13 protein-coding genes are annotated in these 15,572 nt (G+C 63.4%); 6 read left to right on the top strand and 7 right to left on the bottom strand.

Translation table 11 applies throughout. The features are described 5' to 3' along the window. The 4 genes from DUGA2_RS05780 to DUGA2_RS05765 all read right to left on the bottom strand — a co-directional run bounded on the left by DUGA2_RS05780 (position 1) and on the right by DUGA2_RS05765 (position 4,747). Complete coding sequence (locus DUGA2_RS05780; RefSeq protein WP_070267857.1) at positions 1-1,200, bottom strand: acetyl-CoA C-acyltransferase; 1,200 nt, start codon at positions 1,198-1,200, stop codon at positions 1-3. Further along, positions 1,193-3,016 (bottom strand): bifunctional isocitrate dehydrogenase kinase/phosphatase, encoded by a 1,824-nt coding sequence (gene aceK, locus DUGA2_RS05775; RefSeq protein ID WP_070267855.1) that lies wholly within the window; start codon positions 3,014-3,016, stop codon positions 1,193-1,195. The genes DUGA2_RS05780 and aceK overlap by 8 nt, the downstream gene beginning before the upstream one ends. 74 nt (positions 3,017-3,090) lie before the next feature. Further along, positions 3,091-4,275 carry an isovaleryl-CoA dehydrogenase gene (locus DUGA2_RS05770; RefSeq protein ID WP_070267851.1) on the bottom strand — a complete coding sequence of 395 codons (1,185 nt, stop codon included), beginning with the start codon at positions 4,273-4,275 and terminating at the stop codon, positions 3,091-3,093. Positions 4,276-4,351: 76 nt separating this feature from the next. Further along, complete coding sequence (locus DUGA2_RS05765; RefSeq protein ID WP_070267849.1) at positions 4,352-4,747, bottom strand: MerR family DNA-binding transcriptional regulator; 396 nt, start codon at positions 4,745-4,747, stop codon at positions 4,352-4,354. 87 nt (positions 4,748-4,834) lie between these two features. Between DUGA2_RS05765 and DUGA2_RS05760 the strand changes: the two genes are divergently transcribed. The 3 genes from DUGA2_RS05760 to DUGA2_RS33980 all read left to right on the top strand — a co-directional run bounded on the left by DUGA2_RS05760 (position 4,835) and on the right by DUGA2_RS33980 (position 6,944). Further along, positions 4,835-5,875 (top strand): MBL fold metallo-hydrolase, encoded by a 1,041-nt coding sequence (locus DUGA2_RS05760; RefSeq protein WP_070267847.1) that lies wholly within the window; start codon positions 4,835-4,837, stop codon positions 5,873-5,875. 243 nt (positions 5,876-6,118) lie between these two features. After that, entirely contained in the window at positions 6,119-6,526 is a 408-nt protein-coding gene (locus DUGA2_RS05755; protein WP_008443116.1) for a hypothetical protein, read from the top strand. Positions 6,527-6,773: 247 nt separating this feature from the next. Continuing rightward, positions 6,774-6,944, top strand: coding sequence for a hypothetical protein (locus DUGA2_RS33980; protein WP_008443115.1), 171 nt, complete (start codon positions 6,774-6,776; stop codon positions 6,942-6,944). 30 nt (positions 6,945-6,974) lie between these two features. On the opposite strand, the gene DUGA2_RS05750 is transcribed toward DUGA2_RS33980, so the two are convergent. The 3 genes from DUGA2_RS05750 to DUGA2_RS05740 all read right to left on the bottom strand — a co-directional run bounded on the left by DUGA2_RS05750 (position 6,975) and on the right by DUGA2_RS05740 (position 10,305). After that, on the bottom strand, positions 6,975-7,571 hold the full coding sequence (locus DUGA2_RS05750) for a UbiX family flavin prenyltransferase (RefSeq protein WP_070267846.1): 597 nt from the start codon (positions 7,569-7,571) through the stop codon (positions 6,975-6,977). Further along, complete coding sequence (grxD, locus tag DUGA2_RS05745; RefSeq protein ID WP_008443113.1) at positions 7,564-7,875, bottom strand: Grx4 family monothiol glutaredoxin; 312 nt, start codon at positions 7,873-7,875, stop codon at positions 7,564-7,566. Before grxD ends, DUGA2_RS05750 begins: the two co-directional genes overlap by 8 nt. Before the next feature lie 81 nt (positions 7,876-7,956). After that, positions 7,957-10,305 (bottom strand): Tex family protein, encoded by a 2,349-nt coding sequence (locus tag DUGA2_RS05740; protein WP_070267844.1) that lies wholly within the window; start codon positions 10,303-10,305, stop codon positions 7,957-7,959. A gap of 216 nt (positions 10,306-10,521) precedes the next feature. Between DUGA2_RS05740 and DUGA2_RS05735 the strand changes: the two genes are divergently transcribed. From DUGA2_RS05735 to DUGA2_RS05725, 3 genes are read left to right on the top strand one after another with little or no spacing between them, the layout of a single operon-like run. Then, on the top strand, positions 10,522-13,671 hold the full coding sequence (locus tag DUGA2_RS05735) for a DEAD/DEAH box helicase (protein ID WP_070267842.1): 3,150 nt from the start codon (positions 10,522-10,524) through the stop codon (positions 13,669-13,671). Then, positions 13,672-14,805 carry a PAS domain-containing sensor histidine kinase gene (locus DUGA2_RS05730; protein ID WP_070267840.1) on the top strand — a complete coding sequence of 378 codons (1,134 nt, stop codon included), beginning with the start codon at positions 13,672-13,674 and terminating at the stop codon, positions 14,803-14,805. A 55-nt stretch (positions 14,806-14,860) separates the two neighbouring features. Beyond that, complete coding sequence (locus tag DUGA2_RS05725) at positions 14,861-15,541, top strand: response regulator transcription factor (RefSeq protein ID WP_008443102.1); 681 nt, start codon at positions 14,861-14,863, stop codon at positions 15,539-15,541. The last annotated feature ends 31 nt before the right edge of the window (positions 15,542-15,572 follow it).

Raw genomic sequence — 15,572 nt, 5'->3', positions numbered from 1 at the left:
TTACACCAGCTCGATCGCCATCGCGGTCGCCTCGCCGCCGCCGATGCACAGCGCCGCCACACCCTTCTTGCCGCCGGTGCGTTTCAGCGCGCCGATCAGGGTGACGATGATGCGCGCGCCGGATGCGCCGATCGGGTGGCCCAGCGCGCAGGCGCCACCGTGGATGTTGACCTTGTCGTGCGGGATGTCGAGGTCGCGCATGGCGGCCATCGGCACGGCGGCAAACGCTTCGTTGATCTCGAACAGATCGACGTCCTTGCTGCCCCAGCCGATTTTCTTGTACAGCTTTTCGACCGCGCCGATCGGTGCGGTGGTGAACAGGTTGGGTTCCTGCGCGAAGGTGGCGTGGCCGTGGATCTTGGCGATGATGGTGGCGCCCAGTTTCTTGGCGGTCGATTCGCGCATCATGACCAGCGCGGCGGCGCCGTCGTTGATCGACGACGACGAGGCGGCGGTGATGGTGCCGTCTTTCTTGAACGCGGCGCGCAGCGTCGGGATCTTTTCGACCTTGGCCTTGAGCGGGCCTTCATCCTGGTCGATGACGGTGTCGCCGGCGCGGCTGCTGACGGTGACGGGCGCGATTTCCCACTTGAACCAGCCTTCCTTGGTGGCGACCTGTGCGCGCTTGACCGATTCGATGGCGAAGTTGTCCTGCGCTTCGCGAGTGAACTCGTACTTGGCCGAGCACTCTTCGGCGAAGGTGCCCATCGAGCGGCCTTCGCCGGTTTTCTCGTTGCGCGAGTAGGCGTCTTCCAGGCCGTCGTACATCATGTGGTCGAACAGCATGCCGTGGCCGATGCGGTAGCCGCCGCGCGCCTTCGGCACCAGGTAGGGCGCGTTGGTCATCGATTCCATGCCGCCGGCGATCACCACTTCGGCGCTGCCCGCGACCAGCTGGTCGTGGGCGAAGATCGCGGCCTGCATGGCCGAGCCGCACATCTTGGACAGGGTCACGGCGCCGGTCGAAGTCGGCAGGCCGGCCTTCAACAGCGCCTGGCGCGCAGGCGCCTGGCCCTGGCCCGCCATCAGGCAGTTGCCGAAGTAGACGTGCTCGACCAGCTTGCCATCGATGCCGGAGCGTTCGACGGCGGCCTGGATCGCGACTGCGCCCAGGTCGTGCGCGGCCTTGCCGGAGAAGTCGCCCTGGAAGGCGCCCATGGGGGTGCGGGCTGCACCGACGATTACGATAGGATCATTCATTTTCTAAGGTCTCCATAAATGGCGGCTGGATCGCCGCCGGTGGGGTGGTGTGCTGATTGCAAAAACGGATGTGTTGCGGATACGGGAACACGTCTTCCACGTAGCCGTCGAGGATGCGCTGCTTGCGCGCCTGCCACCACGCCTGCGTCAGCAGGTCGCTGTGGTGCTTCATAAAATATTTTCGGATCTTGGCGTTCCCCAGCAGGAAGCGGCCGAACTGCTCGGGGAAGACGTCGTATTTGCCGATCGGGTACCACGGTTCGGAGGCCATTTCCTCTTCTTCCGTGCGGGCTTCCGGGATCACGCGGAAATTGCAGTCGGTGATGTATTCGATTTCGTCGTAGTCGTAGAACACCACGCGCTGGTGGCGCGTGACGCCGAAGTTCTTGTACAGCATATCGCCGGGGAAGATGTTGGCCGCCACCAGTTCCTTGATGGCGTTGCCATACTCCAGCACGCCGTGTTCGATCTGGACTTCGTCGTTGTCCTGGTCGGCGTTGGTCAGCCACATGTTCAGCGGCACCATGCGGCGCTCGATGTACAGGTGCTTGATGATCAGCTGGTCGCCCTCTTCTTCCAGCAGCGACGGCGCGAAGTGCCTGAGCTCGGCGATCAGCTCTTCGCTGAAGCGGTGGCGCGGGAAGGCGACGTTGGAATACTCCAGCGTGTCGGCCATGCGGCCGACGCGGTCGTGGTGTTTGACCAGCAGGTATTTTTCCTTGATCAGCGCGCGCGTGGTTTCCTTCGGCGACGGGAAGAAATCCTTGATGACCTTGAACACGTACGGGAAGGATGGCAGCGCGAACACCAGCATCACCAGGCCGCGGATGCCGGGCGCGATGTCGAACAGGTCGGACGAATGCTTGAGGTGCTGCAGGTAGTCGCGGTAGAACAGCGTCTTGCCCTGCTTCTGCAGGCCGAGGATGGTGTAGATCTCGCTGCGCGGCTTGCGCGGCAGCAGCGTGCGCAGGAACTGCACATAGGCCGACGGCACTTCCATGTCGACCAGGAAGTAGGCGCGCGTGAACGAGAACAGGATGGTGATCTGCTCGTGGTCGAACAGCACCGTGTCGAGGATCAGCTCGCCGTGCTTGTTGTGCAGGATGGGCACGACGAAGGGGTATTCCTTGTTGCCGTTGATGCCCTTGCCGACGATGTAGGCGCCCTTGTTGCGGAAGAACAGGCTCGACAGCACATGGATCTGGTGGTTGGGCTCCAGCTTGATGCCGCCGAACAGCGTGCGCAAGCGGCCTTCGATCTGCGCCACGTCGCGCGTCAGGTTGGCGAACCTGGTCGCCAGCTGGAAGTTGGTGATGACGCGCTTGAGCGTGTAGTGCAGGCCGTCGGTGCCCGGGTAGTAGACGCGGTAGGTCGGCGCGATTTCCTCGGTCTCGATGTACTCGGTGGAGACCACCGGGCGCACGAAGATGAATTCGTTGTGGAAGTAGCTGCGGTGCAGGATGTTGCAGCAGACCGAATTGAAGAAGGTTTCGGCCAGCTCCGGCTGCTTGTGGTCGGACAGCATGCCGATGTAGTGCAGCTTGAGTTCGCGCCACACTTCATCGGTCAGCTCGGCCGGGTCGTACTCGTCTTCCAGCGTGTGCACGCATTCCTGCACGCGCTGGTCGTAGAAGCCGATGCGCTCGCGCGCGACCCGCTGCGATTCGCCCCAGGCGCCCTGCTCGAACAGCTGCCGCGCCCGCTGGCTGGTCTGGCGGAACAAGCGGTAGTGCTTGTCGAAACCGTCGCGGATGGTGCGGGCGATGTCGAACGCGATCTGCGAGCGCAGCAGTTTGGGGAAAGCAGCCTGGATCATGGGTCAGCCCTGGTGTGCGTTAGCTGGCTATCAGCGGAATACAGCCTCCGGGCCAGCCCACGCACACGCCATGCTTACTTGGTTTCCGCGAACAGTTCGCGGCCGATCAGCATGCGGCGGATTTCGCTGGTGCCGGCGCCGATTTCATACAACTTGGCGTCGCGCCACAGGCGGCCAACCGGATACTCGTTGATGTAGCCGTTGCCGCCCAGCGTCTGGATCGCCTCGCCGGCCATCCAGGTCGCTTTTTCTGCGCTATACAAAATGGCTCCCGCTGCATCCTTGCGCAACTGGCGGACCGCTTCCGGGGTTTTGGCCCGGTCGCAGGCCTGACCGACGGCGTACACATATGCCTTGCACGCCATCATGGTCGAGTACATGTCCGCAATCTTACCCTGCATCAGCTGGAACTCGCCGATCGGCTGGCCGAATTGCTTGCGGTCGTGGATGTAGGGCACCACAGCATCCATGCAAGCCTGCATGATGCCCAGCGGGCCGCCGGACAGCACGGTGCGCTCGAAGTCCAGGCCGGACATCAGCACGTTGACGCCCTTGCCCAGGCCGCCCAGCACGTTCTCGGCCGGTACTTCGCAATCTTCGAACACCAGCTCGCCGGTGTGGGAGCCGCGCATGCCCAGCTTGTCGAGCTTCTGGGCCACGGAGAAGCCCTTGAAGCCTTTTTCGATCAGGAAGGCGGTCATGCCTTTCGGGCCGGCTTCCAGGTCGTTCTTGGCGTAGACCACCAGCACGTCGGCGTCGGGGCCGTTGGTGATCCACATCTTTGTGCCGTTCAGCACCCAGCGGTCGCCCTTGAAGTCGGCGCGCAGCTTCATGCTGACCACGTCGGAACCGGCGTTCGGCTCGGACATCGCCAGTGCGCCGACGTGTTCGCCGGAAATCAGTTTCGGCAGGTATTTTTGTTTTTGCTCTTCGGTGCCGTTGCGCTTGATCTGGTTGACGCACAGATTCGAGTGGGCGCCGTAGGACAGGCCGACCGAGGCCGACGCGCGCGAGATTTCTTCCATCGCGACGATGTGGGCCAGGTAGCCCATGTTGGCGCCGCCGTATTCTTCGCCGACGGTGATGCCGAGCACGCCCAGATCGCCCATCTTGCGCCACAGATCCATCGGGAACTGGTCGCTGCGGTCGATTTCGGCGGCGCGCGGGGCGATTTCCACGGCGGCGAACTGTTGCACGGCTTCGCGCAGGGCGGCGATGTCTTCGCCGTGGTCAAAGGTCAGGCCTGGGAGATGGAGCATGTCGTCCTCATTCTTGTGTTTTGATTGAAGCGTCAATAATACGCGGGTGTGACGTTAACGTAAACGTAAAGTAAGCTCAGGCGCCCTCGCCGATGGCCGCCAGCAGGCGCTTGCATTCGTCTTCGTGGGCGGTGATCTCGGCCAGCGACATTTCGATGTCCTCGCGCTGCTGTTCCAGCGTCTCGCGGTGCTGGGCCAGCACGCCCAGGAAGCGGTTCATCTGGGCGCTGGTGTCTTTCGGCGATTCGTACATGTCGACCAGGCTCTTGATCTCCGACAGCGACAGCCCCAGGCGCTTGCCGCGCAGGGTCAGCTTGAGGCGGGTGCGGTCGCGCGGCGTGTAGACCCGGTTGCGGCCGCCCGCGCCTTCGCGGGACGGGCTCAGCAAGCCCTGGTCTTCGTAAAAGCGGATCGCGCGCGCCGTGATGTCGAATTCACGGGCCAGTTCGGTAATGGTGTAGGTGGTGGGCATCTCAGGGTGTGCGGTAAAGTCGTACAATTTCCGTTTACGTCAACGTCAATCGCATTGTAGCGCGCCTGCCCATCGGAGAGAACAAATATGAACCTGCTCGAATCGCAACTGGACTACCCGCTGGGCGACACCATCCCTGCCGCCGGCGCCGCGCACGAGATCGTCCCTAGCCTGCGCTGGCTGCGCATGCCGCTGCCGTTTGCGCTCGATCATATCAACCTCTGGCTGCTGCGCGACGGCGACGGCTGGAGCGCGGTCGACTGCGGCGTGGCCGGCGACGCCACCCGCGCGGCCTGGGAAACCGTGTTCGAGACCGGCCTGGACGGCTTGCCGCTGCGGCGCGTGTTCGCCACCCATTGCCATCCCGACCACATCGGCCTGGCCGACTGGCTGTGCCGCCGCTGGGACGCGCCGCTGTGGACCACCACCGGCGAATACGCGTTCGCGCGCATGATGTCGGCCGCCCTGCCTGGCGTGGACGGCCCGGCGGCGCTGCCGCACTTCCAGCGCCACGGCCTGCGCGATCGCGACATGCTGGAAAAGATGGCCGGCCGGAAGAATTACTATCCGACGCTGGTACCGTCGGTACCAACGGCCTACACCCGCATCCAGGATGGACAGTTGGTCGCAATTGGCGACCATCAATGGCAGGTCATCACCGGCTTCGGCCATGCTCCCGAGCACGCGTCGCTGTATTGCGCGGCGCTCAATGTGCTGATCGCCGGCGATATGGTGCTGCCGCGCATCTCCACCAATGTGTCGGTTTTCGCCGTCGAGCCGGAATCGAACCCGTTGACGCTGTATCTGGATTCATTGGCCAAGTTTGTTGACTTGCCGAACGATGTATTGGTCTTGCCCTCGCACGGCAAGCCTTTCCGCGGACTGCATACGCGTATTGCACAATTGCAACAACATCATGCCGAGCGGCTGGCCGAGGTGGTCGACGCCTGCGGCGGCTGGCAGTCGGCGGCCGACATCGTGCCGCTGATGTTCAAACGGCCGCTGGACGCCCACCAGCTTGGCTTTGCGCTGGGCGAGGCGCTGGCCCACCTGCACAAATTGTGGCACGACGGTATCGTGCGCCGTGAAACAGGGGCCGACGGCATCATACGCTTCCGCCTCAAGTAACGCTTAAAGTCTGGCCGTAAACTAGCAGTAGTGTTATTGTAATAACTTCACTATTTCCGCTGAAAATGGCGCCAAGTCTTGGCTTTGTTTTGCTGCGGGAAACCGAATATAGTTCGGCGCAGCCGGTAAGGCGCGCTTGCACTTACAGAGGATAAAGTGTTAATTAAAAAATCCCATCACGTCACAATCAAGTCTTAAAAACAAGAGACTGACTTTCATGACGCAACGTGAAATAGTGCAATTATGAATTCTTCTAATGAACGCGAAAGCTTTAGCCAGCGCTTGCAACAGGCTCTCAAAAACGCCCACTACTCCCCCGACAGCCCGACTCGATTGGCGCGGGAATTCAATATCCGCTTCGATGGCCGACCCATCACCGTCCACGCCGCCCGCAAATGGCTGGTAGGCGAGGCGATTCCGACCCAGGAAAAGCTGCGCATGATCGCCCAGTGGCTGGGCGTGCCGGCCGAATGGCTGCGCTTTGGCGGCGCCGAAGCCGATGCGCCGGCCGGCGAAGGCGGCAACGGCCTGTCGCGCTTCGAGTCGGCCGACGTCAAGTTAATCGCCGATTTGCAACGCCTGGACGAGCATCACCGCCAGATTGCACGCGAATTTATCCGCATGCTGGTGCGGATTAACTACCAAAAGTAGTCATTTTACGTACTACTACGGAGTTATTTTTACCGTTTGTGGCTGACGTTTAGAGTGTTTCCATGTGAAACTAGTTTCACGCTTCAACCAGTTTTTGTTCGGATAGGGCGCTCCCAAGGGGGCGCCCTTTTTATTTTCGCAGGCTTTACGAATTGTCATAGTTTCGACATGGATTTGAGGCACAATAGGTGGTCAGCACCGCTGATGCGCAGCATTTACTTCGGGAGTCCAGCTTTTGAGCCGTCTTATGAAAAGTAACTACAGCAACGTCGCGCAGCTAAAAGATTTGATGACCGCCCCCCCGATGACCGCCGCCCAGCACGCGGAAGTAATGCGCAAGCGCATTGCCCACCGCCGCATGGTCGAGGAAGCACGGGATTTGAAAAAAGCTAGCGGATCGCAGTTCGATAAACGCTAGGCTGAAGCAGCAGGGGCAGTACGGCTGGACTTAGTTGGATACGCTGACGGGCTTCATGCCGTTCCAGCGCGGGGCCAACGCATGCTCGATGCCGAACAAATCGATGACCCGGCCGACCGTGTGGTCGACCATCTCCGCAATGCTTTGCGGGTTGTGATAAAAGCTGGGCAGCGGCGGGAAGATGATCCCGCCCATTTCCGTCACCGCCGTCATATTGCGCAAGTGCGCCAGGTTGAACGGCGTTTCCCTCACCATCAGCACCAGCCGGCGGCGCTCCTTGAGCACCACGTCGGCCGCGCGCGCGACCAGGTTGTCCGACAGGCCGTGCGCCACGGACGCCAGCGTCTTCATCGAGCATGGCGCGACGATCATCCCATCCGACTGGAAAGAACCGCTGGCGATCGAGGCGCCGACGTCGCGCACCTTGTGCACCACGTGGGCCAGCGCTTCGACTTCGCGCCGCTGCAGGCCGGTTTCCTGGTGCAGCGTGAGGACCGCGGCGTCGGAGACGATCAGATGCGTCTCCACGCCGGCGGTATGTTGCAACTGTTGCAGCAGACGCACGCCATACACCGCGCCCGTGGCGCCGGTGATGGCGATAATGATCCGCTGCGGCCGATCAGGCATCCAGCAAGGCCTTCAGCTCGCCCGACTCGAACATCTCGTTCATGATGTCCGAACCGCCGATGAACTCGCCCTTGACGTAGAGCTGGGGGATGGTCGGCCAGTTCGAGTAGTCCTTGATGCCTTGGCGCACTTCCGGATCTTCCAGCACGTTCACGGTGGCGATGTTCTCAACGCCGCAAGCTTTCAGGATCTGGATGGCGCGGCCGGAAAAGCCGCATTGCGGGAACTGGGCGGTGCCCTTCATGAACAGCACCACCGGGGTGTTGGTCACGGTTTCTTTGATCCAGGTTTGTACGTCGCTCATAGCTGCCTCAGTGAAAAGATGTAAATAGATGCCGTCATTTTATAAGAAAATGCCGGCACCGGTATTTTTATGGCCGTTGGATCAGCCGCGCAGCTTGGCGAACGCCGCCGCCATGCTGCCGCCGACAGGCTCGGACTTGGCGGCCTGCTTCTGGTGCTGGCCCATGCTCTTGCGGTCGTTGCGGTCGCCGCGCTGCTGCGGCTGCGAGCCGGCTTGCGGCGCGCTGTCGCTCAGGCGCATGGTCAGGGCGATGCGCTTGCGCTTCTCGTCCACTTCCAGCACTTTCACCTTGACCACCTGGCCGGCCTTGACCACCGTGTGCGGATCCTTGACGAAGGTGTTCGACAGCGCCGAGATGTGCACCAGGCCGTCCTGGTGCACGCCGATGTCGACGAAGGCGCCGAAGGCCGCCACGTTGGTGACGACGCCTTCCAAAATCATGTCCGGGCGCAGGTCGCGGATTTCCTCCACGCCTTCCTTGAAGGTGGCGGTGGTGAACTCGGGACGCGGATCGCGGCCCGGCTTCTCCAGCTCCTTCAGGATGTCGGTGATGGTCGGCACGCCGAATTTGTCGTCGGCGTACTTGGCCGGGTTCAGCGTCTTGATCAGCGCGGTTTCGCCGATGACGGCCTTGATGTCCTTCTTGATGTCGCCGAGGATTTTTTCCACCAGCGGATACGATTCCGGGTGCACCGCCGAGGCGTCCAGCGGATTCTCGCCGCCCATCACGCGCAGGAAGCCGGCCGCCTGCTCGAAGGTCTTGTCGCCCAGGCGCGGCACGGCTTTCAGGCCGGCGCGCGAGGTGAAGGCGCCCTTCGCGTCGCGGTAGGTGACGATGGCCTGCGCCACCGTCGACGACAGCCCCGACACGCGCGCCAGCAGCGGCGCCGAGGCGGTGTTGACGTCCACGCCGACCGCGTTCACGCAATCCTCGACCACCGCGTCCAGCGAGCGGGCCAGCTGGGTCTGCGAGACGTCGTGCTGGTACTGGCCGACGCCGATCGATTTCGGATCGATCTTGACCAGCTCGGCCAGCGGATCCTGCAGGCGGCGGGCGATCGACACCGCGCCGCGCAGCGACACGTCCATGTCCGGCAGTTCGCGCGAGGCGAATTCCGACGCCGAGTACACCGACGCGCCCGCTTCCGAGACGACGATCTTGCTCATTTTTTGATCGGGGAATTGCTTGATCAAGTCCTGCGCCAGCTTGTCGGTTTCGCGCGAGGCGGTGCCGTTGCCGATCGAAATCAGCGATACATTGTGCTTGGCCGCCAGCTTGCCCAGCGTGTGCAGCGAGCCGTCCCAGTCGTTCTTCGGCTGGTGCGGGTAGATGACGGCGGTATCGACCACCTTGCCGGTGGCGTCCACCACGGCCACCTTGACGCCGGTGCGCAGGCCCGGGTCCAGGCCCATGGTGGCGCGCTGGCCGGCCGGCGCGGCCAGCAGCAGCGCCTTCAGGTTGGTGGCGAAGACGTTGATCGCGTCCAGCTCGGAACGCTCGCGCAGTGCGCCCATCAGTTCCGTTTCCAGGTGCATGAAGCTCTTCACGCGCCAGGTCCAGCGGGCGGTGTCGCCCAGCCATTTGTCGGCCGGACGGCCCTGGTTCTTGATGCCGAAACGGGCGGCGATGCGGCCTTCGCACGGGTTGTGCGGCGCGTCCCACTTCGGTTTCTCGGCTTCGGTGTCCAGCCGCAGCGTGACGTCGAGGATGCCTTCGCGGCGGCCGCGCAGCAGGGCCAGCGCGCGGTGCGACGGCACGGTGCCTAGGGTTTCGGAATAATCGAAGTAGTCGGCGAATTTTTCGCCTTCGTCCTGCTTGCCGTCGACGACCTTGGATTCAACAATGCCGTGATCGAGCACGTATTCGCGCAAGGATTGCAGCAAGGTTGCATCTTCGGCAAAACGTTCCATCAGGATCTGGCGCGCGCCGTCCAGCGCCGCCTTGGTGTCGGCCACGCCCGGATTGTTGCCCTCGGCGGTGGTGAAGGCTTCGCGCAGGAACTTGTTGGCTTCCATCTCGGGATTCAGTTCCGGATTGGCCAGGAGGCCGTCGGCCAGCGGCGCCAGGCCCGCCTCGATGGCGATTTGCGCCTTGGTGCGGCGTTTTTGCTTGTATGGCAGGTATAAGTCTTCAAGACGGGTCTTGTCTTCTGCATGCATGACAGCATCTAACAGTTCCGGCGTCATTTTGTTCTGCTCGGTGATCGACGCCACGATGGCGGCGCGGCGGTCTTCCAGCTCGCGCAGGTAGCGCAGCCGTTCTTCGAGCAGGCGCAGTTGAATGTCGTCCGAGCCTCCGGTGGCTTCTTTCCGGTAGCGGGCGATGAAGGGTACCGTGGCGCCTTCGTCCAACAGGGCGATGGCGGCGGCGACCTGCACCGGTTTGGCGTTCAGTTCCAGGGCAAGACGTTGTTCGATAGAAGGCAACATGTGGGCGATTCCTAAGCAGTCAAGCCCGGAATCATACGCAATCGGCGCGAATGTGCCAGTCTTGACAGTCCAAAAGGACTGTGCACGCCCCGGAGAACGCCGAAGTAACACGTTTACATGCGGGTTTTATGAAGAATCCGCAAACACGAACGCGTGTATGGCGGATAATATCGCCTGTTGCCGTTTTTGAACCATCTTTGACCAACAATGCGACCTATGGATTTTACCCGCGACGACGCCACCGACGATGTTCCCGCCAAGCCAGCTGCTCCGGCCGCCCCAGCATCTCCCGCACGCCCTGCGCCGCCCGCGAATCAATTGTCGTACGCCGTAGCCACCTGGCTGCAGCGTGTGGATGCGGCAGCGCATCCCAAAGCCAAACTGAACGCGCCGCCGGTCGATAGCGATCCGAAGCAACAAACCCAATACAAGCTGATCTACGTGATGGCGCCCACCAGCGGCGGCCGCCATGTGGCGCTGTGCCTGTACAAGGCCCGCCTGCGCTCGAACGGCGACGTTGCCGCGGCCAGTCCGGTCAGCGAAGTGTTTTCGCTGCTGTCGGCGCCGCCGAGCTTCCTCGCGGCCGGCGACGAGGACTTGATCCGTTTCTTCGTTGCCATGCGCAGCGGACAGAATTCCCAGACCGGCTCCGCCACCGAGCCGCGCGGCAAGATCGGCGCGGCCCTGCTGAACATGCTGGCCGAACAGGATAAATTGCTCTGGGCGAATTCCTGGGCCGATGTCGGCAACGGCCTGGTCTACCCGCTCAAGGGCGGCGTGATGCGCGAAGCCAACCTGGCCTGGCGCGAAGAAGGCAAGGGCCTGCGGCTGGGCTGGCAGGTGCAGGCGCCGCCGAACGCCAAGCATGTCGGCGCCGACCAGGTCGACTACATGCTGCCGACCGATCCGCCGTGGTACATCGACAACCTGTCCTGCGGCGTGCTGCAGCTGAACCAGGGCGGCGCCTCGATCCCGCTGGCCGATCTGCAGGCGCTGGTGGCGCAAGCGCCGCTGCTGACCAACAACGACAAGATGCGCGTGTCGCAACTGCTGCTGGCGCACGGCCTGCAACAGCTGATGCCGCTGCCGCAACCGCTGCCGCAACGCGTGCGCGACGACGTCAAGCCGCGTCCGGTGCTGACCCTGGACGCCGCCATGCTGGCCGACGGCTCGCTGCAGCGCTGGCACGATTTCGCCGTGCTGTCCTTCGACTACGACGGCGAGCGCGTGTCCTTCGATCCGTCGCAGCGCGTGGTGCGCCAGAAGGGCGAAGTGACCGAGATCATCCAGCGCGACGCCGCCTCCGAAGAGCTGGCGCTGGCGCTGCTGACCGAACGCCATTTCCTGCCGCCGGCCACGCTGCCGCTGAGCAGCGTCAAGGGCGGCCTGCTGCTGCCTTCCCAGGCCGAATGGCTGCGCTTCGCCCGCGACGGCGTCGCCGCGCTGAAGGACGCCGGCTGGAAAGTGGAAAAAACCGTCAAGTACCGCTACGACGTCACCGAAGTCGGCGACTGGTATGCGGAAGTGACGGAAGATCCGGCCGATGGCGGCCGCGCCTGGTTCGAACTGGAACTGGGCATCATGGTCGGCCCTGACCGCGTGCCGCTGCTGCCGGTGCTGGTGCAGATGATCCGCAGCGCGCCCAACGATTTCAATCCCAAGACCATCGCCCAGCACGGCGACGAAGACCAGATGCTGGCCACGCTGCCCGACGGCAGCCGGGTCGCGCTGCCCTGGGGCCGCGTCAAGCCCATCCTGACCACGCTGGGCGAGTTGTATTTCAGCGACAAGATCAAGACTTCGCTGCGCATGGCCACGCTGGACGCCGCGCGTCTGGACGAGCTGGCCCGCAACGTCGAGCTGAACTGGCACGGCGGCGAGGAGCTGCGCGAAATGGGCGCGCGCCTGAACCAGTTCGGCGCCGTCAAGCGCATCGCCACGCCGGCCGGCCTGCAAGCCACGCTGCGCGACTACCAGACCGACGGCCTGTCGTGGATGCAATTCCTGCGGGAATACAACTTCGCCGGCATCCTGGCCGACGACATGGGCCTGGGCAAGACCGTGCAGACGCTGGCCCACATCCTGGTCGAGAAGGAAGCCGGCCGCCTGACCGCGCCGGCGCTGGTGATCGCGCCGACCAGCCTGATGGGCAACTGGCAGGAAGAGGCGGCGCGCTTCGCGCCCGGCCTGCGCGTGTTGCTGCTGCAAGGCAAGGACCGCATGGGCCAGTTCGACCAGATCGATGAAGCCGACCTGGTGCTGACCACCTACGCGCTGCTGCCGCGCGACGAGGAAAAACTGCGCGAGCACGATTTCCACCTGGTCATCCTGGACGAGTCGCACTACATCAAGAACACCCGCAGCAAGGCCGCGCAAAGCGCCGGCCTGTTGCGCGCGCGCCACCGGCTGTGCCTGTCCGGCACGCCGCTGGAAAACCACCTGGGCGAGCTGTGGTCGCAATTCCACTTCCTGCTGCCGGGCCTGCTCGGCGACGAGAAGGGTTTCAACACCGTGTTCCGCCATCCGATCGAGCGCCAGGACGACCCGCTGCGGCGCGCGCTGCTGAACCGCCGCATCAAGCCCTTCCTGCTGCGCCGGACCAAGGACAACGTGGCCAAGGAACTGCCGCCCAAGACCGAGATGGTGCGCAAGGTCGAACTGACCGGCGCCCAGCGCGACCTGTACGAGACCGTGCGCCTGGCCATGGACCAGAAGGTGCGCGAGGAAATCGACCGCAAGGGCGTGGCGCGCAGCCAGATCGTCATTCTGGAGGCGCTGCTCAAGCTGCGCCAGGTGTGCTGCGATCCGCGCCTGGTCAAGTCGCTGCCGTCGAAGAAGCAGACGGCAGGCTCGGCCAAGCTGGTCGACCTGATGCAGATGGTCGAGGATTTGCTGGAGGAAAACCGCAAGATCCTGGTGTTCTCGCAGTTCACCAGCATGCTGGAGCTGATCGAGGAGGAACTGGAGGCGCGCGATATCCCGTATGCGCTGCTGACCGGCGAGACCAAGGACCGCAGCGCGCAGGTGGCGGCCTTCCAGCAGGGCGCGGTGCCGATCTTCCTGATCAGCCTGAAGGCCGGCGGCGTCGGCCTGAACCTGACGGCGGCCGACACCGTGATCCACTACGATCCGTGGTGGAACCCGGCGGCGGAAAACCAGGCCACCGACCGCGCCTGGCGCATCGGCCAGGACAAGCCGGTGTTCGTCTACAAGCTGATCGCCAAGGGCACGCTGGAGGAAAAAATCCAGGTGCTGCAGCAGAAGAAATCCGATCTGGCGCAATCCATCCTGGCCGAAGGCGAGTCGCAGAAAATGGCGCTCACCCAGGAGGATTTGCAGCAGATCTTCGCGCCGCTGGTGGAATAAGTGGCGACCGTCGCCGAACTGCAAGCGGCATTGCGCCAGTCGCAGGCGGAGGCGGAGCGCTATCGCCTGCTGCTCCAGCACAGCGGCGAGGTCAGCTGGATGGCCGATTGCGCCAGCCTCAAGCTTTCCTGGCTCAGTCCGGCCGCAGAACGCCAGTTCGGCTACACGCTGGACTCGGCGCAGGCGCTGGCGGCCGGCCTGTTGCAGCAGCTGCCCGCCAGGCTGGAACGCCACGCTGCCGGCGACGCGAGCCGCCGGCGCCTCCTGCGCGAAACCGAGCTGCCGCATGCCGACGGCCGCCTGCTGCCGGTGGAAATCGAATCGACGCTGATCGTCGACGAGCACGGCGTCGCCGTCAGCGTGGTCGGTGTGGTGCGCGACCTGAGCGCGCGGCGCGAACTGGCCGCGCAGCAGAAAAAATTCGCGTCCATGCTGTCGCACGAATTCCGCACGCCGCTGTCGACCATCGACGGCGCCGTGCAGCGCCTGGAAATGACCGGCGCCCATCACGACGAAGGCACCCGCAAGCGCTACCGCAAGATCCAGACCGCGGTCGACCGCATGCTGGCGATGCTGGACGAATACCTGTCGCCCGAGCGCATGGCCAGCATCGGCCGCGAGCGCCAGCCCAATGAAATTTCCCCCGCCGCGCTGCTGGAGGCGGTGGCCGAGCAGGCCCGCAGCCGCCGCGGCGGCATCATGCTGCGGCTGGAAACGCTGCCCCAGTGGATGCGCTGCGACCCCGCCGGTGTGCGCTTATGCCTAGAAATTTTGCTGGACAATGCAATTAAGTACACAGACGCTCATACTCCGATAGAATTGATAGGCAAAATGGCAAGCGAGGGCGGCGTCGAGTTCTTGGTCCGCGATCGTGGAACCGGTTTGCCGGCGGCGGAATGGGCGCAGGTGTTCGACAAATCCTTCCGTGGCAGCAACGCTGCCGGCATCGCCGGATCGGGCCTGGGCTTGTACATGGCGCGCGCGGTGGTGGACGTGCATGGCGGCACCTTGACGGCAACAAATGTTTCTGAAAGCGGCACGGAATTTCGGATTTGGCTGCCCGTGGCGGCCAGCGCCGGGAAAAGCCTTGCGCGGGCGGATGGCAGCAGTGATAATTCCTTGGACGCAAGCTGAAGCAGCAGGGCAGGACTGAGCACCGTTGCTCAATAATCGATCGAATGGCGCATCAATGACGCAAATACTCATCGTGGAAGACAATCTGGACTATGCCGAGGAAATGGCAGAGTTCTTGACTGAGCTTGAACACGAAGTGCACATCACCAACAATGCCAGCGATATGTGGTCCGCCCTGAGCCAGGGCAACGTGGGCGTGGTGGTGCTGGACCTGGGCTTGCCGGACGAAGACGGTTTCAATGTGATACCCCGGATGCGCCAGCTTTACCCGCAAATCGGCCTGCTGGTGCTGACCGGCCGCGTCGCTTTCGACAACCGCATCCTCGGCCTGCGCCTCGGCGCCGACCACTATCTGACCAAGCCGATCAAATTCCCGGAACTGGCCGCCCACATCGAGGCGCTGGACCGCCGCGTCGGTCCGCAGGAAACCATCCCGGCGCCGAGCAAGTGGACGTTGAAGGTCAGCGCCCGCCAGCTGGAGCTGCAAGGCATGGCGATCACGCTGACTGAAAAGGAATGCAATTTCCTGCATCTGCTGACGATCAACACCCGTCCCGTGCCGCGCCAGGTCATCGTGGCCGGTATCGGCGGCGACGATCCGGACGCCGGCCGCCGCGTCGACATGCTGGTGTACCGCCTGCGCAAGAAGGCCCGCACCGGCCTGGGCCAGGACCTGCCGCTGCGCAGCGCGTATGGCGAAGGCTACAGCCTGTCCGCTAGCTTCAACCTCTCCTGAAAAAATAGGGTCAGAGTCGCGCCGGTTTTTC

The organism is Duganella sp. HH101 (genome assembly GCF_001758795.1).
Lineage (GTDB): Bacteria > Pseudomonadota > Gammaproteobacteria > Burkholderiales > Burkholderiaceae_D > Rugamonas > Rugamonas rivuli.
Note: the sequence above shows the minus strand (reverse complement) of the source record. Positions and strands in the feature narration are given on the sequence as shown.